The 18,747-nt window shown below is 44.0% G+C and carries 16 protein-coding genes; 5 read left to right on the top strand and 11 right to left on the bottom strand.

The window, feature by feature from the left end; translation table 11 throughout:
• Positions 1-10 precede the first annotated feature (10 nt).
• The 6 genes from odhB to sdhC form a co-directional block, all read right to left on the bottom strand.
• On the bottom strand, positions 11-1,522 hold the full coding sequence (odhB, locus tag BIZ39_RS06345; RefSeq protein WP_014949449.1) for a 2-oxoglutarate dehydrogenase complex dihydrolipoyllysine-residue succinyltransferase: 1,512 nt from the start codon (positions 1,520-1,522) through the stop codon (positions 11-13).
• A gap of 9 nt (positions 1,523-1,531) precedes the next feature.
• Positions 1,532-4,351, bottom strand: a complete 2,820-nt coding sequence (sucA, locus tag BIZ39_RS06340) for a 2-oxoglutarate dehydrogenase E1 component (protein WP_014949448.1) — start codon at positions 4,349-4,351, stop codon at positions 1,532-1,534.
• A gap of 176 nt (positions 4,352-4,527) precedes the next feature.
• The gene (locus BIZ39_RS06335) at positions 4,528-5,238 is read right to left on the bottom strand and encodes a succinate dehydrogenase iron-sulfur subunit (protein ID WP_012518362.1); all 711 of its coding nucleotides are present in this window, start codon (positions 5,236-5,238) and stop codon (positions 4,528-4,530) included.
• A 14-nt stretch (positions 5,239-5,252) separates the two neighbouring features.
• Positions 5,253-7,025 (bottom strand): succinate dehydrogenase flavoprotein subunit, encoded by a 1,773-nt coding sequence (sdhA, locus tag BIZ39_RS06330; RefSeq protein ID WP_014949447.1) that lies wholly within the window; start codon positions 7,023-7,025, stop codon positions 5,253-5,255.
• Position 7,026: 1 nt separating this feature from the next.
• On the bottom strand, positions 7,027-7,374 hold the full coding sequence (sdhD, locus tag BIZ39_RS06325; RefSeq protein ID WP_014949446.1) for a succinate dehydrogenase, hydrophobic membrane anchor protein: 348 nt from the start codon (positions 7,372-7,374) through the stop codon (positions 7,027-7,029).
• A complete protein-coding gene (gene sdhC / locus BIZ39_RS06320) occupies positions 7,368-7,742 on the bottom strand; it encodes a succinate dehydrogenase, cytochrome b556 subunit (protein ID WP_014949445.1) in 375 nt (124 codons plus the stop codon). Before sdhC ends, sdhD begins: the two co-directional genes overlap by 7 nt.
• A gap of 704 nt (positions 7,743-8,446) precedes the next feature.
• On the opposite strand from sdhC, the gene BIZ39_RS06315 reads away from it, so the two are divergent.
• Both BIZ39_RS06315 and BIZ39_RS06310 read left to right on the top strand, forming a co-directional pair.
• Entirely contained in the window at positions 8,447-9,724 is a 1,278-nt protein-coding gene (locus BIZ39_RS06315) for a citrate synthase (protein ID WP_014949444.1), read from the top strand.
• A gap of 99 nt (positions 9,725-9,823) precedes the next feature.
• The gene (locus BIZ39_RS06310; RefSeq protein ID WP_187446617.1) at positions 9,824-10,246 is read left to right on the top strand and encodes a DUF3429 domain-containing protein; all 423 of its coding nucleotides are present in this window, start codon (positions 9,824-9,826) and stop codon (positions 10,244-10,246) included.
• Positions 10,247-10,509: 263 nt separating this feature from the next.
• On the opposite strand, the gene BIZ39_RS06305 is transcribed toward BIZ39_RS06310, so the two are convergent.
• The 4 genes from BIZ39_RS06305 to BIZ39_RS06290 all read right to left on the bottom strand — a co-directional run bounded on the left by BIZ39_RS06305 (position 10,510) and on the right by BIZ39_RS06290 (position 14,699).
• Positions 10,510-11,970 (bottom strand): phosphomannomutase CpsG, encoded by a 1,461-nt coding sequence (locus BIZ39_RS06305; RefSeq protein ID WP_110289625.1) that lies wholly within the window; start codon positions 11,968-11,970, stop codon positions 10,510-10,512.
• A gap of 194 nt (positions 11,971-12,164) precedes the next feature.
• Complete coding sequence (locus BIZ39_RS06300) at positions 12,165-12,668, bottom strand: GNAT family N-acetyltransferase (protein WP_187446616.1); 504 nt, start codon at positions 12,666-12,668, stop codon at positions 12,165-12,167.
• A gap of 115 nt (positions 12,669-12,783) precedes the next feature.
• Complete coding sequence (locus BIZ39_RS06295; RefSeq protein WP_075176564.1) at positions 12,784-13,647, bottom strand: pirin family protein; 864 nt, start codon at positions 13,645-13,647, stop codon at positions 12,784-12,786.
• 86 nt (positions 13,648-13,733) lie between these two features.
• Positions 13,734-14,699, bottom strand: coding sequence for a glutathione S-transferase family protein (locus BIZ39_RS06290; RefSeq protein WP_187446615.1), 966 nt, complete (start codon positions 14,697-14,699; stop codon positions 13,734-13,736).
• 220 nt (positions 14,700-14,919) lie between these two features.
• Here BIZ39_RS06290 and tcdA point away from each other — a divergent pair, with 220 nt between their 5' ends.
• A complete protein-coding gene (gene tcdA / locus BIZ39_RS06285) occupies positions 14,920-15,696 on the top strand; it encodes a tRNA cyclic N6-threonylcarbamoyladenosine(37) synthase TcdA (protein ID WP_187446614.1) in 777 nt (258 codons plus the stop codon).
• Between the two features lie 111 nt (positions 15,697-15,807).
• Positions 15,808-16,221, top strand: coding sequence for a hypothetical protein (locus BIZ39_RS06280; protein WP_187446613.1), 414 nt, complete (start codon positions 15,808-15,810; stop codon positions 16,219-16,221).
• Positions 16,222-16,311: 90 nt separating this feature from the next.
• Here the strand turns inward: BIZ39_RS06280 and BIZ39_RS06275 are convergent, their stop codons facing one another.
• Positions 16,312-16,782, bottom strand: coding sequence for a DUF2919 family protein (locus BIZ39_RS06275; RefSeq protein WP_014976532.1), 471 nt, complete (start codon positions 16,780-16,782; stop codon positions 16,312-16,314).
• A gap of 306 nt (positions 16,783-17,088) precedes the next feature.
• Here BIZ39_RS06275 and rimO point away from each other — a divergent pair, with 306 nt between their 5' ends.
• Positions 17,089-18,543, top strand: a complete 1,455-nt coding sequence (gene rimO / locus BIZ39_RS06270) for a 30S ribosomal protein S12 methylthiotransferase RimO (RefSeq protein ID WP_187446612.1) — start codon at positions 17,089-17,091, stop codon at positions 18,541-18,543.
• The last annotated feature ends 204 nt before the right edge of the window (positions 18,544-18,747 follow it).

Genomic DNA, 18,747 nt, shown 5'->3' with positions numbered 1-18,747 from the left:
GACGAAAGTCTTATACGTCTAGAAGTAGACGTGTTGGATCTTCTAGCATCTCTTTAACGGTTACCAAGAAACCTACTGATTCTTTACCATCGATAATACGGTGGTCATAAGAAAGCGCTAGGTACATCATTGGTAGAATTTCTACTTTTCCATTAACTGCCATTGGACGATCTTGGATTTTATGCATACCCAAAATAGCGCTCTGTGGCGGGTTAATGATTGGTGTAGACATTAGTGAACCAAACACACCACCGTTGGTGATTGTGAAATTACCACCTTGTAGTTCAGCCAATGACAGCTTACCGTCACGGCCTTTAAGTGCTAGTTCCTTAATTCCTTTTTCAACGCCTGCCATGCCTAGTGTGTCAGTATCTTTAAGTACTGGTGTTACAAGGCCACGTGGTGTAGAAACAGCAATCGATACATCGAAGTAGTTGTGATAAACAATGTCATCACCGTCGATAGACGCGTTAACTTCAGGGAAACGCTTAAGGGCTTCGGTTACCGCTTTCACGTAGAAAGACATGAAACCAAGGCGAATACCGTGACGCTTCTCGAAGCTGTCTTGATACTGCTTACGAAGGTCCATGATTGGCTTCATGTTTACTTCGTTAAACGTTGTTAGCATTGCCGTAGAGTTCTTCGCTTCAAGAAGACGGTTAGCAATTGTCTTGCGAAGACGCGTCATAGGAACACGCTTCTCGGTACGATTACCCGTTGGTAAGTCAGCTGAAACAGATTCAGACGCAGCAGGCGCTGCCTTCGCTGAGCTGTCGCCGCCTTTAAGGTACTTCTCTACGTCTTCTTTAGTGATACGGCCATTTTTACCAGTGCCTTTCACTTTAGCTGCGTCAACACCTTTTTCTGCAAGTAAACGACGAACAGAAGGACTAAGCGCATCGCTGCTCTCGTCACTGTCATCGCTTTCGCTTGACGCTGCTGGAGCAGAAGCGCCGCTTGCTGCACCTTCTACAAATTTAGCAATCACTTCTTCAGCTGTTACGGTGGCGCCCTCTTCTGCGATAATTTCAGCAAGAGAACCGTCTGCAGGAGCAACAACTTCTAGTACTACTTTATCAGTTTCGATATCAACCAAGTTTTGGTCGCGAGAAACTGCTTCACCTACAGCTACGTGCCACGTTGCGATTGTCGCGTCAGCTACAGATTCAGGAAGTACTGGTACTTTAACATCAGATGTTTTTCCAGAAGCCGCTGGAGCCGCATCTGATTTAGAATCGTCTTTCGCTTTGCTTTCTGTTTTAGCTTCAGCTGGTGCAGCAGCACCACCCTTTTCTAGTTTAGCAATAACTTGCTCGCCTAAAACAGTTGCACCCTCTTCGTTTAGGATCTCACCAATTGTACCGTCCGCTGGCGCCACAACTTCTAAAACCACTTTATCAGTTTCAATATCAACCAGGTTCTGGTCTCGTTTAACTGCGTCACCGGCCTTTACGTGCCAGGTTGCAATGGTGGCATCGGCAACTGACTCAGGTAGAACCGGAACTTTTATCTCAATTGTCATTACTGTTCCTTATTTAATTGTGAGTGCGTTTTCAACCAGGGCTTTCTGTTGCTGGTTGTGAACGGATACATAACCTACTGCAGGTGACGAGGATGCATCACGGCCTGCATATGTTAATTTTGCACCATCTGGAATTGCTTGCCAGAAATGGTGTTGGCTACAGTACCAAGCGCCTTGGTTTTGAGGCTCTTCTTGACACCAAACCCAATCTTTTACGTGGCTGTATTGTGCCACAACTTTAGCGCATTCTTCTTGTGGGAATGGATAAAGTTGCTCTAAACGGATGATTGCGACGTCTGTTTGCTCATTTTTACGGCGCTGGTCTAACAAATCGTAGTAAACCTTGCCTGAACACATAACAACACGCTTCACATTCTTCGGATCGATATCATCAATTTCGCCAATTACGTTATGGAATTTGCCTTCTGCAAGTTCCTCTAACGAAGATACAGCCATTGGATGACGTAATAGTGACTTAGGTGACATCACGATAAGTGGTTTACGCATTGGACGAACCACTTGGCGTCTAAGCATGTTGTAAACCTGAGCGGGTGTTGAAGGTACACACACTTGCCAGTTGTGGTCAGCACACATTTGCAAGAATCGTTCAAGACGCGCAGAACTATGCTCTGGGCCTTGGCCTTCATAACCATGTGGAAGTAAAACGGTTAGGCCACACAAACGACCCCACTTCGCTTCACCTGAGCTCAAGAACTGATCAAATACAACCTGAGCGCCGTTAGCGAAGTCACCAAACTGGGCTTCCCAAATAGTCAGACACGTAGGCTCCGCTGTCGCATAACCATACTCAAATGCCATAACCGCTTCTTCTGAAAGCACAGAGTCGTAGATTTCGATCTCGCCCTGTCCTTCACGAATATGCTGTAGTGGCATATATGTCGACGCATCTTTTTGATTGTGCAATACCGCGTGACGGTGGAAGAAAGTACCACGGCCTGAATCCTGACCGGTAATACGAATATCTTCGCCGGCATCAACGATAGTTGCATAGGCCAAGTTTTCAGCCATGCCCCAATCAAGCATTTTCTCGCCAGCAACCATCGCTTTACGGTCTTGGTAAAGCTTGTTTACGCGAGACTGAAGCTTGTGCTCTTCAGGAATAGTAGTGATTGACTCACCTAGCTCTTTGAGCTTCTCAACTGAAAGCGAACCATCGTAAGGCGTATCCCAGTCGTGACCAAGATATGGAGACCAGTCAACGCTGTGCTCTGTCATTGGACGCCACTCTTCAACAACGCACGCGCCGTGGTCGAGCGCTTCACGATATTCTTCAAGATAGCGGTCTGCGTCACGTTGTTCAATCACACCTTCAGCTATTAACTGGTCAGCATAAAGAACACGTGGAACCGGGTGCTTCTTAATTTTTTGGTACATCAACGGCTGCGTGGCGTTTGGCTCATCCGCTTCGTTGTGACCATGACGACGGTAACAAACTAAATCAATTACAACGTCTTTCTTAAACTTATTGCGGTATTCAAGCGCAAGCTGCGTAACAAAGGCAACCGCTTCTGGATCGTCTGAGTTCACATGGAAAATCGGTGCCTGTACCATCTTCGCGATGTCAGTACAATATTGCGTTGAACGGGTATCTTCAGTCTTCGATGTGGTGAAACCAACTTGGTTATTTACCACAATACGAACCGTACCACCTACAGCAAAGCCGCGAGTTTGCGACATGTTGAAGGTTTCTTGTACTACACCCTGACCAGCAATTGCCGAGTCACCGTGAATAGTGATAGGCAGTACTGTATTCGTGTCATCATTGCGACGCGCAAGACGTGCACGTACAGACCCCATAACTACAGGGTTTACAATCTCAAGGTGAGACGGGTTAAACGCTAGTGCTAAGTGAACATTGCCGCCTGGAGTCGCGAAGTCAGACGAGAAACCTGCGTGGTATTTCACGTCACCCGCGCCTAGTGAGTCGTCGTGCTTACCTGAAAATTCATCAAACAGCACCGATGGGTTTTTACCCAATACGTTAACTAGCACGTTCAAACGACCACGGTGAGCCATGCCGATAACCACTTCTTTGGTACCTGCAGTGCCAGCCTTGGTGATTAAACCTTTCAGCATAGGAATAAGTGCATCGCCGCCTTCTAGAGAGAAACGCTTTGCCCCTGGGAATTTAGAACCCAAGTACTTTTCCATTCCGTCAGCCGCAGTAAGGCCTTTAAGAATTCCTAGCTTTTCGTCGCGAGAAATTTCAGGCTTTGCTTGAACAGATTCAATTTTTTGTTGCAACCAGCGTTTCTGTTCAGTATCGGTAATATGCATGTACTCTGCACCGATAGAGCCACAGTATGTGCGGTTTAACGATTTAAACAGTTCACCCAATGGCATTGAATCTTTGCCAATGGCATACGAACCTACATTGAATACTGAATCGAAATCTTGCTCAGAAAGGCTGTGGTGAGAAAGTTCTAAGTCGCGTACACGCTCTTGTTTCCATAGACCTAGCGGGTCAAGGTTTGCGTGCTGATGACCGCGGAAGCGGAACGCATTGATTAACTGAAGAACTTTAACTTGCCTGTCGTCTGAAACATTTGCAGAAGGCACAGACGGACTAGACATGCGGGCGGTTGGCCCTAACGCAGCAAGTTGCCTAAATTGATTTTTAATTGTTGTATGATTGGTTTCTAACTCTACGCCATCGACTTTGGGGAGGTTATCGAAGATTTGTCGCCAATTTTCAGAGACACTTTGCGGGTCTTCTAAATAAGTTTCATACAACTCTTCAACATAGGCAGCGTTGGCACCTGCCATGTGCGAGGAATCCCACCACGCTTTCATCACGCTTTCTTGCATTTAATTTGCCTTGCTACGTTTTATAAAATCTAGTTAACAATCAAGATGTATTATAAGGTTATTCTCAGCATAACCAAGTGTTATAACAGCGAATATATAAAAAAATAGCCATCCTTTTGGGATGGCTATTTAGAGCATCACTATCTGTAACTTTAGGAAGTTATCAGAATATAGTACTAAACAGCCCGTTGTAAAAGCATAGACTTAATTTGGCCTATCGCTTTTGTAGGGTTTAAGCCCTTAGGACATACACTTACACAGTTCATGATACCGTGACAGCGGAATACGCTGAACGCATCATCAAGGTCGTTAAGACGCTCTTCAGTTGCCGTATCACGGCTATCGATAAGGAAACGATACGCGTGAAGTAGACCAGCAGGACCGATGAACTTATCAGGATTCCACCAGAAAGATGGGCATGACGTTGAACAACATGCACATAGAATACACTCGTAAAGACCGTCAAGTTTCGCACGCTCTTCAGGTGACTGTAAGTGTTCGCGCGCTGGCGGCTGCTTACTGTCGTTGATTAAGAACGGCTTAATCTTTTCGTACTGTGTGTAGAACTGCGTCATATCAACAACAAGGTCACGTACAACTGGTAGACCTGGAAGTGGACGAACTACTATTTTACCTTTGCCCAGTGCAGATAAAGGAGTGATACACGCAAGGCCATTTTTGCCGTTCATGTTCACACCGTCTGAACCACACACACCTTCACGGCAAGAGCGACGGAAAGAAAGCGTCGGATCCTGCTCTTTAAGTGCAAGTAGCGCGTCTAGCACCATCATGTCCTGACCTTCCTCTACTTCTAGAGTGTAGTCTTGCATGCGAGGCTTCGCATCTACTTCTGGGTTGTAACGATAAATCGAAAAAGTTAATTGCATGATCGTTGCCTCTCTTAATATGAACGCACTTTAGGCGGGAATGCTTCCCTAAGCTTAGGCGCCATATTCACTTCACGTTTAAGCATTTTATCAGTGTTCGGATCGTAGATGCTGTGGCATAACCAGTTATCGTCATCACGGTCCGGGAAGTCGAAGCGGCTGTGAGCACCACGGCTTTCCGTTCTGAAGTTCGCTGCTACTGCTGTGCTGTACGCGGTTTCCATTAGGTTATCAAGCTCTAAACATTCAATACGCTGGGTATTGAAGTCTGCGCTCTTGTCGTCAAGGCGTGCATGCTTAAGACGCTCGCGAATTTCGCTAAGCTCTTTAAGACCTTCCGCCATTGCTTCACCTTCACGGAATACTGAGAAGTTAAGCTGCATGCATTTCTGCAAGTCTTTCTTAATTTGTACTGGGTCTTCGCCCTTACCTTTCTCTGAATTTTCCCAACGGTTGAAACGCGTCATAGAGGCTTCGAGATCAGACTCTGATGCGTCTCGTGTTGGTGCCATTTCAGACAATGTCTTACCAAGGTGTAAACCAGTCGCGCGACCGAAGACAACAAGGTCAAGAAGTGAGTTACCGCCAAGACGGTTCGCACCGTGTACAGATACACAGGCAATCTCACCACAGGCAAATAGACCGTTAACAACCTTGTCGTTACCGTTTTCATCAACCGTTAGACATTGGCCATCAACATTTGTAGGAATACCACCCATCATATAGTGACAAGTAGGAATTACTGGAATTGGCTCTTTCACTGGGTCAACGTGCGCAAACGTACGTGAAAGTTCAAGGATACCAGGTAGACGAGACTCAAGAACGTCTTTACCAAGGTGGTCAAGCTTAAGCTTAATGTGAGTACCCCATGGGCCTTCACAACCGCGACCTTCACGAATTTCAGTCATCATTGAACGGGCAACAACGTCACGACCAGCAAGGTCTTTCGCGTTAGGCGCATAACGTTCCATGAAACGTTCGCCGTCTTTATTGAGAAGGTAACCACCTTCACCACGACAACCTTCTGTTACCAATGTTCCTGCGCCAGCGATACCCGTTGGGTGGAACTGCCACATTTCCATATCTTGAACTGCAACACCTGCACGAAGTGCCATACCAACACCGTCACCGGTATTGATGTGTGCGTTTGTAGTAGATGCGTAAATTCGACCTGCACCGCCTGTTGCTAATACAACAGCGCGAGACTTGAAGTAAACTACTTCACCAGATTCGATATCAATCGCGGTACAACCAACAACGTCTCCGTCTTGGTTCTTAACTAGGTCAAGTGCATACCACTCAGAGAAAACTTTTGTTTTGTTCTTTACGTTTTGCTGGTAAAGAAGGTGTAGAAGCGCGTGACCAGTACGGTCAGCTGCAGCTGCTGTACGAGCGCCCTGCTCGCCACCAAAATTCTTAGACTGACCGCCAAAAGGACGCTGGTAGATTTTACCGTTTTCGAAACGAGAAAATGGTAGACCCATATTTTCCATTTCGATAATTGCTTCTGGACCAGTTTTACACATGTATTCGATAGCGTCTTGGTCACCGATATAATCAGAGCCCTTAACGGTGTCATACATGTGCCATTCCCAATTGTCTTCGTGTGAATTACCAAGTGCTACAGTAATACCACCTTGAGCAGACACAGTATGAGAACGGGTTGGAAATACTTTTGATAACAGTGCACATGATTTACCAGACTGCGAAATCTGTAGTGCTGCGCGCATACCTGCACCGCCAGCACCAATTACTACTGCATCAAACTCGTGAACGGGTAAACTCATTTTACACTCCCCACAATACGAATAGGCCAACAGCTACATAGCCGAACGCAATGATATTTAAGATATATTGTAGTCCTGCGCGCAGACCTGCTGATTTAACATAGTCTGTAAGCACCTGCCAAAGGCCGATGCGCACGTGGATCATCACTGCTACTAGTGCTGCCAATGTGAAAACTTTCATAGCCAGGCCAGAGAACAACCCTCGCCATTCGATAAACGTTAGGTTATCGGTGGTAATAAAGAACCACGCCATGAAAACCGAGTACGCGAAAATAATTGCTGCTGTAGCGCGAAGTGAAACGTAGTCTTGTACGCCGTCACGCTTAATGCTTGCTTGGTTGGTTACCATAATGCAACTCCCAATACTACGGTCAGTACAACCCAAAGTGCGATTACTGCTTTTGCACTTGTGTTACCCGACTCTAATTCTTCCCAGTGACCTAAATCCATAACAACGTGTCTTAGGCCGCCTAGAATGTGATATGTCAGCGCTGAAGCTGTGCCAATTGCGACAAATTTTCCAAAGAAACCGTCCATGATTGCTTGTACGTCCGCGAAACCTTCAGGCGAATGAACAGAAACTGCCCATGCCCAGATAACAAAAAGTAGCGCGAAGAACATTGCAACACCGGTTACACGGTGGAGAATTGACGAAATAGCAGAGGGCGGAAATTTAATAGTATTGAGTTCTAAATTTACTGGTCTTTGCTTTTTCACAATGTATGCCTGTTTAATCCGTAGGGGATAATGAATTTCTTACCTTTATTATGTCCTGAGTAAGTGAATTCGATTTTTAACCTGTTAATTGCCTCATCCATTGAGTTGTTAACAATTTGTGAATTATTCTTTAATGCCTGTAACAGAATAATTATTCCATTTCCAAAGCACCGCTGAGTATATCCAGCGTAGTATATAATTACAATTTTTTGTGCCGTAGTAAGACTTTAGTCGCTATATACACTTTTATGATAATTATTTTGAATAAAAAGAGATCAAAATTGAGCGCAACACGTTTAAACGAGCGCAATTACAGTGTTAAGAAGTTTACCAGCAGCTAAATGGAATAACTATGCATAACAACGAGAAATTAAGCACTTTTAATCTGTATGCGTATTTATTCCTCATCAAAAGGTTACTTTCTAAACTAACCTGTTAATATATTTATCGTTCGGTGGTTTACCTTTATCGAAAAGCCATTGATAATTGCACCGTATCGGGCAAAGTGAAATCCCAACGAGTTAATTAATCGTTATCTGATTGCTAGTATTTTTTTAAGCAATTCGGAATATTTATTGTGCAAATATGCAATTAAATTGACTTGTTGGTGCATAATAAAGTACAAATACGCCCACTTTTCCCAACGAAGCGGATATTTTCGTCCGTTTTCGCTGCAAACAGAACCATTCTGAGGAGAGCATTTTATGGCAGATCAGAAAGCCATTCTTAAAGCCGGCGGTAAGGAAATCGAGCTTCCTATCTTGTCTGGCACCGAAGGACAAGATGTAATCGATGTCCGTACGTTAGGCCAGCACGGTTATTTCACGTACGACCCAGGTTTTATGGCGACAGGATCTTGCGAGTCTTCAATTACCTACATTGATGGCGCTCAAGGTGTATTATTACACCGCGGTTTCCCTATCGAAGAACTAGCGCGTGATGCAGACTACTTAGAAGTTTGTCACATGCTTCTTCACGGTGATGCACCAACAAAAGAACAGTACGAAGAATTTAAAGAGACAATTACTCGTCACACCATGGTACATGAACAAATTAACATGTTCTTCCACGGTTTCCGCAACGACGCCCACCCTATGGCAATGCTATGTGGTACCGTTGGCGCGATGTCTTCGTTCTACCACAGCGATTTAGACGTTTCTAATGAAGAACAGCGCATTCGCAGCGCGCACCGTCTAATTGCTAAAATGCCTACTCTTGTTGCTATGTGCTACAAGTACAATGTAGGTCAGCCGTTTGTTTATCCACGAAACGACTTAAGCTATGCAGCTAACTTCCTGAACATGATGTTCTCTGTACCAGCAGAAGAATATCAAATCAGCCCAGCTGTTGAGCGCGCGATGGACCGTATCTTTACGCTTCACGCAGACCACGAACAGAATGCTTCAACGTCTACCGTTCGTCTTGCCGGTTCTTCTGGTGCGAACCCATATGCATGTATTTCTGCTGGTGTTGCTTCACTTTGGGGTCCTGCTCATGGTGGTGCAAACGAAGCATGTCTGAACATGCTAGAAGAAATTGGCACAGTTGATCGTATTCCTGAGTTTATTGCACGCGCTAAAGACAAGAATGACCCATTCCGTCTTATGGGCTTCGGTCACCGTGTTTATAAGAACCACGATCCACGTGCAACGGTAATGCGTGAAAGTTGTCACGAAGTACTAAGCGAACTTAATGTTAAAGATCCACTACTAGAAGTAGCAATGGAGCTTGAAAAGATTGCATTGAGTGACCCGTACTTTGCAGAGAAGAAACTGTTCCCGAACGTAGACTTCTACTCTGGTATCGTACTTAAAGCGATTGGTATTCCAACTAACATGTTTACGTGTATTTTTGCCCTGTCTCGTACAGTAGGTTGGATTTCACACTGGCATGAAATGATGAGCGATCCTAAACAAAAAATTGGTCGTCCTCGTCAGCTTTACACTGGTCATAACCAGCGTAAGTACACGCCAATTAAGTAGTAAATTAGTAAATACTGAACTAAGTATTACGCTTAATAGTAAAAATAGCGCCTTTAAGGCGCTATTTTTGTTTATACAAGATTACTTCAAGGAACAACAATGCCCTATTCAGCGGTTTTTCTAGGTATTGCCGGTCTCATTCCTTTTGTGGCTATGCCACTGGCTTATCAGCTTAACCTGTTATCGCTTACGCAAAGCGCCGTTTACTTTGTCCAATACTCAGCCGTGCTATTGTCTTTCTTTGGTGGTATCCATTGGTGGGACGCAATAAGTAATCAACGTTACGACAAGCAAATGCTAGTCGCTATGTTGCCGACCATAATTGGGTGGTTGTGTTTAGTGTTCTCTCACGACGTGAAGGTGTTTGGCGTTTTATCGCTAAGCTACGTCGCCGTACTTATTTACGACAAGTTTATCCTTAGTCTTCCTAAAGAGCAGATTGTAAGTTACATAAGCTTGCGGGTGGGATTAACAAGTGTCGTTGTTATCTGTCACGCCTGGATGATTTACTTGCTCGTATAACGTTACTACTAACAGCTTAGCGTTAAAGGCATGACATTAGTTAATTGCAAAAAAGTAATAGAGGCAAAAGCCTGCGGTGATTAAGCGAGTGTCTAACTCAAACCGTAAAGTTACGCATAACCAGCTTAAGCAATTGATAAATAGAGCTTTAACAAGTTCAAATATCGAAAACAAAAAAGGCGATAATATCACTATATTATCGCCTTCGTTTTTTACTTATCTAGGGCCTGTTGACCTAGCGTTATTAACGAAAAGTACCGTGGTTATTCAGCGCGAATAAGCGAAAGTAGCTCTTCGGTTTTTTGTTCCATCAACGCAATGTCGCCTTTACTTTCGACGTTTAAACGAATAACTGGCTCAGTATTCGATTTACGTAAATTAAAGCGCCATGTGCCAAACTCCAGACCCAAGCCATCGGTAGTATCGATTACGCTGGCTAGTGGCTGATATTTACTTGTAACGCGTTCCAGCGCTGCGTCAGCATCTTTTAGTTTACTGTTAATTTCACCAGAAGATGGAAACGCTTCAATTCGCGCTTTTACCATACTCGCTAGTGTTTGCTTTTTCACACACACCAATTCGGCAATTAACAACCAAGGGATCATGCCTGAATCACAGTAGGCAAAATCTCTAAAGTAATGGTGCGCACTCATTTCACCGCCATAGACCGCATCTTCTTTGCGCATACGCTCCTTAATGAACGCATGGCCGGTTTTCGACTTAATAGGTGTACCACCTGCATTCGCTACGATATCTTCTGTATTCCAGTATACGCGAGGGTCATAAATGATTTTACTGTCGGTGTTTTTCTCGATAAAGGCTTCAGCAAGCAAGCCAACGATATAATACCCTTCAATAAATTCACCATCAGCGTCAAACAAGAAGCAACGGTCGAAATCACCATCCCATGCAATGCCAAAATCAGCTCCCGACGCTTTAACAGCGTCAGCCGTGTCAGCACGGTTTTCAGGTAACAATGGATTGGGGATGCCGTTTGGAAATGTACCATCAGCATTGTGATGTACTTTAACAAACTCTATCGGAACACCCTGCACTTTCATTTCTTTTTCAATAGCGTCTAGCGCGGGGCCTGCGGCACCATTACCTGCATTAACCACCACTTTTAACGGCGTAAAATTGCTCAAATTAACGTAAGAAAGCATGTGAGAAACATAGTCAGACATACACGATTTAACCGCATATTTATCGGTCTCAGAAAGCTTGTCTTCTTTTACATGGGCCGTACCGTTAAAAAACGCATCAGCATCAATCAACGCACCCTCAGTGTAGTGTGCTAATCGCTCTGACACGAAGCTATCTTCTAGTGCTTCCGCTTTCTCTTTTATCGCGTTTAGGCCTGTGTCGCCACTAATTGGAACAGAGCCTGACTTCACTAGTTTCATACCGTTGTAATTAATGGGATTATGACTTGCCGTTACTTCAATACCACCATCAACGCCAAGGTGTTTGGTAGCGAAGTAAATTTCTTCTGTTCCTGCCATGCCAATATCTGTCACTGTTGCACCAGCATCGATTAGACCCGCGCTTAACGCTAATTTTAATGGTGTTGACGTAAGACGCACATCACTACCAACAACAACAGTTTTCGCATTTAATTCTTGCGCAAAAGCATAGCCAATTCGATACGCTACATCTTCAGTCAGTTGTGAGTTCAATTCGCCACGAATATCGTACGCTTTAAAGCAGGTAATTGGGGTTGCCATTTGGATCGAAATTCCCTGTGTTTTAACTATTTATGATTACATTATCGTTTTTTACAACAAAAAAGCGCATACGCCCCTTTGTTATCGTCGTAAAAGAGATTATACATACCGATATTAAATCATTAGAGGGAGTGAATTACTAATTCAATTTAAACAGCACAACGTTTTGCTCACGCTGTTTTCAATCGATAAGTTTAAAGCGCGAGTTCGAAGTAGATACTGTTATGGAAAGCGCCTTGATGACGATACTTTCGGCGAAAGCACAGCTTTGGACTAAAACCATTCTTGATAAGGACTCTTTCAGAAGCGGCGTTATTATCCATGACTTCAGCAGTGAGCAATTTTATGCCCATGCTTTTGGCCTCCTCAATTAAAAATGAGACGCAGCGAGAAGCAATGCCTTTTCCACAATCCTTCTCTGCAACTCGATAGCCGATTTCCGCCTTGTCGCCTGCTCTATTTTTGATGTTAGCACGCGCTACAATCTGGTTATTTCGTTGCTCATCAACAAGCACAAAACCCCAAGCTCTTTTCTGCTGTTGTAAGTAAAGCAATTCGCTAATGTGGTAGCCAACGCCATCCAATGAATAGAACGCTGCCTCTCTTGGTGCTATAGACGATTCAAAATAGGCTTTGTTACTACGCTCAAATTCTAAAAGTGATAGCACGTGTTTTTCGGCGACGCTTTCAAAATGCATTGGCAGTGCTACTCGTTGCTGAACCTAATGAAGAGGTATTGATTAAAAGCCCAGTCTAATAACAGTCCACATAGATAATTACCCATAGTCGAATCAAAACAGGCAAACCTTGTATCTACTTTGCTAATGAACCGCTTTGGTAATCGTTAAATGCCTGAACAATTTCCTGCTGAGTGTTCATTACAAAAGGCCCATATTGGACCACAGGCTCTTCAATAGGTTTACCTGAGACCACTATAAACTTACAACCCGTATCAGCGGATACAGATAGCTGCTTGCCACTTTGTGACAAAACACCCAGCTCTCCCTGCGACACAATTGTTTCTATGCTAAGTTCGCCGCTATTAATGACCACGCTTCCCTCGTACACATAAATAAAGGCAGCTTCATCCGAACCCAGTGTAATTTCCGAACTCCCGCTTCGTAGTGCAACGTCTAAAAAAGTAGGAGCAACCGCCGTTGTCTTCACAGGCCCTTTCACACCGTCAATTTCACCTGCTAACACTTTGATTACTGCATCTTGAATGTGTACTGTAGGCACACTATCTGGCTGTATGTCTTGATAGTTCGGCGCTGACATTTTCTCTGCGGCCGGAAGATTCACCCACAGCTGAAAGCCTTGTAACAAGCCCTCCTCCTGCTCTGGCATTTCTTCATGTATTATGCCTCGACCCGCGTTCATCCATTGAATGCCACCAGCATCAATAACCCCCTCATTGCCTACAGAGTCTTTATGGCGCATTTTTCCTGCAAGCATATAAGTAACTGTCTGAAAACCACGGTGAGGATGTGGTGGAAAACCAGCAATGTATTCACCTGGATTATCTGAACCAAAAAAATCCAACATTAAAAAGGGATCGAGGCGAGGTAGATCAGGTTGCCCAATAATACGAGTAAGCGACACCCCCGCGCCATCACTTGTTGGCATACCTGTAACCACTTTCTCTATCGATTTTTGTTCACTCACTTCCACTGACATAATGTGTATCTACCTTAAATCTTAGCCTTCACTATCTTTTACGAGCTTCACGTTTAGCTTTTTGTATTACCGACCTTTTGTGTGCTTTAACGTTCTATTTTATCGCGACCGTGAGGCGACATAAGATCTTGCTCTGGCCCGACGGGGATTACCTGGGTTGGATTTATCATAGTGTGGCTGTAGTAATAGTGCCTTTTGATATGGTCGAAGTTTACCGTTTCAGCAACGCCCGGAACTTGATAAAGTTCTTTCATATAGCCGTAGATGTTTGGGTAATCTGCGATTTGCTTTTTATTGCATTTAAAGTGCCCGTGATACACAGCGTCGAAGCGTATCAGCGTGGTAAATAAGCGCCAGTCAGCTTCTGTTATTTTGCTGCCAACCAAATAACGTTGTTTACTCAACCTTTCTTCAACCCTATCTAGCGCGCAGAACAATGCAGTTACTGCCTCTTCATAGGCCTCTTGCGTTGTAGCAAATCCAGCTTTATACACGCCATTATTTATGTCGTGATACACCATATTGTTGATGGCATCAATTTCTTCACGTTGGTCGTTAGGATAATAATCGTCTTCATTATTAGTCAGTGAATTAAACCCACTGTTAAAAATACGGATAATTTCAGCTGATTCATTATTAACGATAGTTTCTGTTCGTTTATCCCAAAGGATTGGAACAGTGACACGGGTGGTTATCTCAGGTTCTGCCTTAGTATAAATTTGATGCGCATAATCAAAGTTATAAAGCTTATCTCCCGTTGCTCCTGGGTAATCTTTAAACTCCCAGCCTTGATCAAGCATCTCAGGGTGTACCACCGAAACATCAATATGCGCCTCCAATCCCTTTAACTTTCTAAATATGAGCGCCCTGTGGGCCCAAGGACAAGCTAACGAGACATAAAGATGATAGCGACCAGATTCAGCGGGAAACGTGGAACCATCTTCGTTACTGACTTTGTCACGAAATTTAGATGCTTGGCGCTCAAATTTCCCACCATTTTTGCTGGTGTCGTACCACTTGTCTTGCCATTTTCCATCAACGAGTAAGCCCATATGCCTGCCCCTTTTCATTACTTCATTAAACAATGAATTCATTTAAACATGTATTGGGTAGAACGTATGTCGCTTAAAATCGGATTTATTATTCGAAAAAACTGGAGTGTATTGATCTTTAGTGTTCACTTTTGAGATGATGCGCGCCCTGCTAGCGTGTTTGCACGTTTTTGTGAAAACACACGCCTTTGAGTTAGTTTATTTTTAAGTGAAGTGAAACATGTCTGATGATCCACGTTTAGGCGGTATTGTGCGTTTGTATGGCGCACAGCAAACTAATAATTTAGCCAACAGTCATGTGGCTGTAGTCGGCATTGGCGGTGTGGGAAGTTGGACTGCAGAAGCACTAGCTCGTTCGGGCATTGGTACTATAACCCTTATTGATTTAGACGATGTTTGCGTAACTAATACAAATCGTCAAATTCACGCGCTTTCCAATACCATAGGAGAAGCAAAGGTCGACGCCATTGCATCGAGAATTAACTTGATAAATCCTGCTTGCAAAGTGAGTTGTATTGAGGATTTTGTTACTCCAGAAAATACGGCCACGCTTTTAACCAAAGAAATGCACGCTGTAGTCGATGCCACTGACAGTATTCGCGCTAAAGCGGCGATGATAGCTCACTGTAAACGCAACAAAATTCCAATTGTTACGGTTGGCGGTGCGGGCGGTCAAATAGACCCAACTCAAGTCACTAAAGGCGATTTAGCTAAAACAACACAAGACCCCCTAGCAGCTAAGCTACGCAGTGAGCTTAGACGTAACTATAATTTTAGTAAAAACCCAAAACGCCGCTTTGGCGTTGAGTGTATCTATTCAACAGAGCAATTGCGCTACCCACAACCTGACGGCTCGGTTTGTTACAACAAATCTGCAATGGAAGGTGGTACTCGACTAGACTGTGCAGGCGGCTTTGGTGCTGTGGTCACCGTAACCGCCACCTTTGGTATGTTTGCCGCTGCAAGTGTAATAAATAGATTAACTGGACAAAAATAGACTTTGGCCGATAACTTGCGCACAATAGTCAAAAACTTATAACACCTTGTCTTAACGACTTTTTAAGCGTTAACTTGTTATACCAAAGGTATCGGTGAGAAGGAGAACAACATGTCACCTGATGAACTCAATAAATTAATGGCAGATTGCGCGAAGGACGCTGTGGCTACAGCAGCTGATGAGTTCGAAATTGTACTCGACTACTCACCTGCTAGCGTAGCACTGGTGGACGATATTTTACTTAGTTTCGTAGACAAATATCACGATTTAGCGTTAGAAGATGAAGCAGTGTTCACCATCTGTAATATCTTTGGCGCTTATGTTGGAGAAATTTTAAAAGCGCAGCTAGATGGTGAATGGATTTACGATCAGTCAAATCCTAAAGCACCTGCCGTTTTTCTTCAGGTTGGTGAAAATACCTATGCCTTAGCGGGTATTTGCTATGAACGTCTGGTTAACGACAGTCAAATCAGCGTACTTGCCTACTATGAACAGGCGTTGGGGAACCACTTACGCAGCCACTAGCGTTCTCACAGATTTTGCACTCAGTTTAACGTCTGTTCAATTGAGTGCATTAAATATATTTCCAATAATGATGTTTTTGGAGAATGAGGTTCAGGGGTTAGGTGTTTCCCAATCCTCTACCATCCACTTTAAATGACGACTTTTTGAAATTGCGTACAAGGCTATACTGTAAAAAACGATTTTTACACCCGTAATAGTTTCAAACCCCCAGTGATGATGCATAGCGTAGTAAAGCTGAACACTCAACAATGCCAACACCCCCAATTGAGCCAGCGGAATAACCCATCGGCGCCATGCTAAAAAGCCTTTTTTCCATAAGCGATCTCGTTGGCTAACCAAAGATAACGCAATTAACACAGGTAAACTTGCCGCTAACCCCAACCCTAACGTTTCTTTTTGTGGGTAAAAGAACGTAAGTAGCTCACTAGTTTGAGTGCGGGAAGCCAGAGAAAAGACGAACGCTAGCCAGTCAATGCATAGAAGTATAAACACGCTGTAAAGCCAACGGGGAGGTAGAATTCGCCCTGACTCATCATAAAAAGTTAGCGGTAATTTAAGCATGCATTCACTTCTATTTTATTAATTTGAACCCTAAAGCGCATTCAACTCTGATAATGTTTATTTTCAAGAAGTAATAAATGTGGGGGTGAGTAAGGTATTTTTAAACCTCGTTCGTGCCGCTTTTACAATGAAACCCGTGGCCGTTTAAACTTGTTTTCACATTTAATGCCTAAATTACGGCTGTGTTGTTAGAACGCGTCAATAATTTATATCTTGGTCGCTAATTATATATACTGCGTACAAGCGTGTTTTCCTGTATAATCCGCGGCCATTTTAAGCTCAGTCATTTTCCAGGTGATATTTTAGATGACAGTAGAAACGTTTAATCCAAACAAAGTAGTAAATAAAACCACCACGCTAGAAACGCCAGTGAAGGTATTAAGTGACAACAAACCTTCGCAACAAAGCAATGGCAGCAGAATTGGTTTTGTTAGCTTAGGTTGCCCTAAGAACTTAGTTGATTCAGAGCGTATTCTTACTCAACTTCGCACCGAAGGTTATGACGTAGTCCCTACCTACAACGATGCCGAATTGGTTATCGTTAACACCTGTGGATTCATTGACGCGGCGGTAGAAGAGTCATTAGACACTATAGGCGAAGCACTTAAAGAAAACGGCAAAGTTATCGTTACCGGGTGTTTAGGTGTTAAAGAAGACGAAATTAGAGAGCTTCATCCAAATGTACTGGCTATCACGGGGCCTCATGCCTACGAAGCGGTAGTTGAGCAAGTACACGATCATCTTCCAAAACCCCAGCACAATCCGTTTGAAGATCTGATCCCTGACCATGGTGTAAAATTAACGCCTCGTCATTATGCTTATTTAAAGATTTCAGAAGGCTGTAACCACCGTTGCACGTTCTGTATCATTCCTTCTATGCGTGGCGACCTTGTCAGCCGCCCAGTGGGTAACGTACTCGATGAAGCTAAGCGTTTGAAAGACGCTGGTGTTAAAGAGCTATTGGTTATTTCACAAGACACTAGCGCCTATGGTGTTGATGTTAAGCACAGAACGGGCTTTTGGAACGGCATGCCGGTTAAAGCACACATGCAGCAGTTGTGTGAAAAGTTGGGCGAAATGGGCATTTGGGTCCGATTACATTACGTGTACCCTTACCCGCATGTCGATGACCTAATTCCACTGATGAACGAAGGTAAGATCCTTCCTTACTTGGATATTCCGTTTCAACACGCCAACAAACGTATTCTTAAGTTAATGAAACGCCCAGGTAGTGCTGAACGCGTACTAGAGCGCGTTAAAAAGTGGCGTGAACAGTGCCCATCATTAGTCATTCGGTCGACATTTATCGTCGGCTTTCCGGGCGAAACGGAAGAAGAGTTTGAAGAGTTATTGGACTTCCTTCGCGAAGCGCAGCTTGATCGCGTTGGTGCATTCGCCTATTCCCCTGTTGAAGGTGCGAGAGCAAATGACCTCCCCGACCCAGTGCCAGAAGAAGTGAAACAAGCTCGCCTTGCACGTTTTATGGAAGTACAGGGCGAAATCAGTGCCGCACGTTTACAAGCGCGGATCGGAAACGAATATCAAGTTGTTATCGACAGCGTTGATGCGGAAGGTGCCGTTGGCCGTACCTATGCAGACGCACCGGAAGTTGATGGTCTGGTTCATTTAAACGGCGTTTATGACGTAAAACCTGGCGATCGTGTATGGGCTGAAGTTATTCACGCTAACGAACACGACGTATGGGCAGTATTGTCTGAAGACCAAGACGAAGAAGACGAAGGCGCTGATCCCGCGCTGTAACTTTCGATTAACTGCTGTCTATACTCGAAAGTCATCTATTCGTTATTTTTATAACCCTATCGGCTAATTGCCAGTCGATAGGGTTTTATGTATAACAGACCCTATAGGGGTTCTAGGGATTTTCCCCTCTAAAGTAACATAGAATGCTACAGGCTTTGTATTATATAGCCTCCAGCTGTGGGTTACTTTCGTTTCCAAGCTTAA

The sequence above is a fragment of the Alteromonas sp. BZK5 genome (assembly GCF_014349115.1).
Lineage (GTDB): Bacteria > Pseudomonadota > Gammaproteobacteria > Enterobacterales > Alteromonadaceae > Alteromonas > Alteromonas macleodii.
The sequence above is the reverse complement of the archived record's forward strand: the minus strand, read 5'-3'. Positions and strand labels throughout refer to the sequence as shown.

Excerpts from the sequence above, each read along its gene's own strand:
- odhB (WP_014949449.1), bottom strand. The coding sequence starts at position 1,522 with ATGACAATTGAGATAAAAGTTCCGGTTCTACCTGAGTCAGTTGCCGAT.
- sucA (WP_014949448.1), bottom strand. The coding sequence starts at position 4,351 with ATGCAAGAAAGCGTGATGAAAGCGTGGTGGGATTCCTCGCACATGGCA.
- BIZ39_RS06335 (WP_012518362.1), bottom strand. The coding sequence starts at position 5,238 with ATGCAATTAACTTTTTCGATTTATCGTTACAACCCAGAAGTAGATGCG.
- sdhA (WP_014949447.1), bottom strand. The coding sequence starts at position 7,025 with ATGAGTTTACCCGTTCACGAGTTTGATGCAGTAGTAATTGGTGCTGGC.
- sdhD (WP_014949446.1), bottom strand. The coding sequence starts at position 7,374 with ATGGTAACCAACCAAGCAAGCATTAAGCGTGACGGCGTACAAGACTAC.
- BIZ39_RS06315 (WP_014949444.1), top strand. The coding sequence starts at position 8,447 with ATGGCAGATCAGAAAGCCATTCTTAAAGCCGGCGGTAAGGAAATCGAG.
- BIZ39_RS06310 (WP_187446617.1), top strand. The coding sequence starts at position 9,824 with ATGCCCTATTCAGCGGTTTTTCTAGGTATTGCCGGTCTCATTCCTTTT.
- BIZ39_RS06305 (WP_110289625.1), bottom strand. The coding sequence starts at position 11,970 with ATGGCAACCCCAATTACCTGCTTTAAAGCGTACGATATTCGTGGCGAA.
- BIZ39_RS06300 (WP_187446616.1), bottom strand. The coding sequence starts at position 12,668 with ATGCATTTTGAAAGCGTCGCCGAAAAACACGTGCTATCACTTTTAGAA.
- BIZ39_RS06295 (WP_075176564.1), bottom strand. The coding sequence starts at position 13,647 with ATGTCAGTGGAAGTGAGTGAACAAAAATCGATAGAGAAAGTGGTTACA.
- BIZ39_RS06290 (WP_187446615.1), bottom strand. The coding sequence starts at position 14,699 with ATGGGCTTACTCGTTGATGGAAAATGGCAAGACAAGTGGTACGACACC.
- tcdA (WP_187446614.1), top strand. The coding sequence starts at position 14,920 with ATGTCTGATGATCCACGTTTAGGCGGTATTGTGCGTTTGTATGGCGCA.
- BIZ39_RS06280 (WP_187446613.1), top strand. The coding sequence starts at position 15,808 with ATGTCACCTGATGAACTCAATAAATTAATGGCAGATTGCGCGAAGGAC.
- BIZ39_RS06275 (WP_014976532.1), bottom strand. The coding sequence starts at position 16,782 with ATGCTTAAATTACCGCTAACTTTTTATGATGAGTCAGGGCGAATTCTA.
- rimO (WP_187446612.1), top strand. The coding sequence starts at position 17,089 with ATGACAGTAGAAACGTTTAATCCAAACAAAGTAGTAAATAAAACCACC.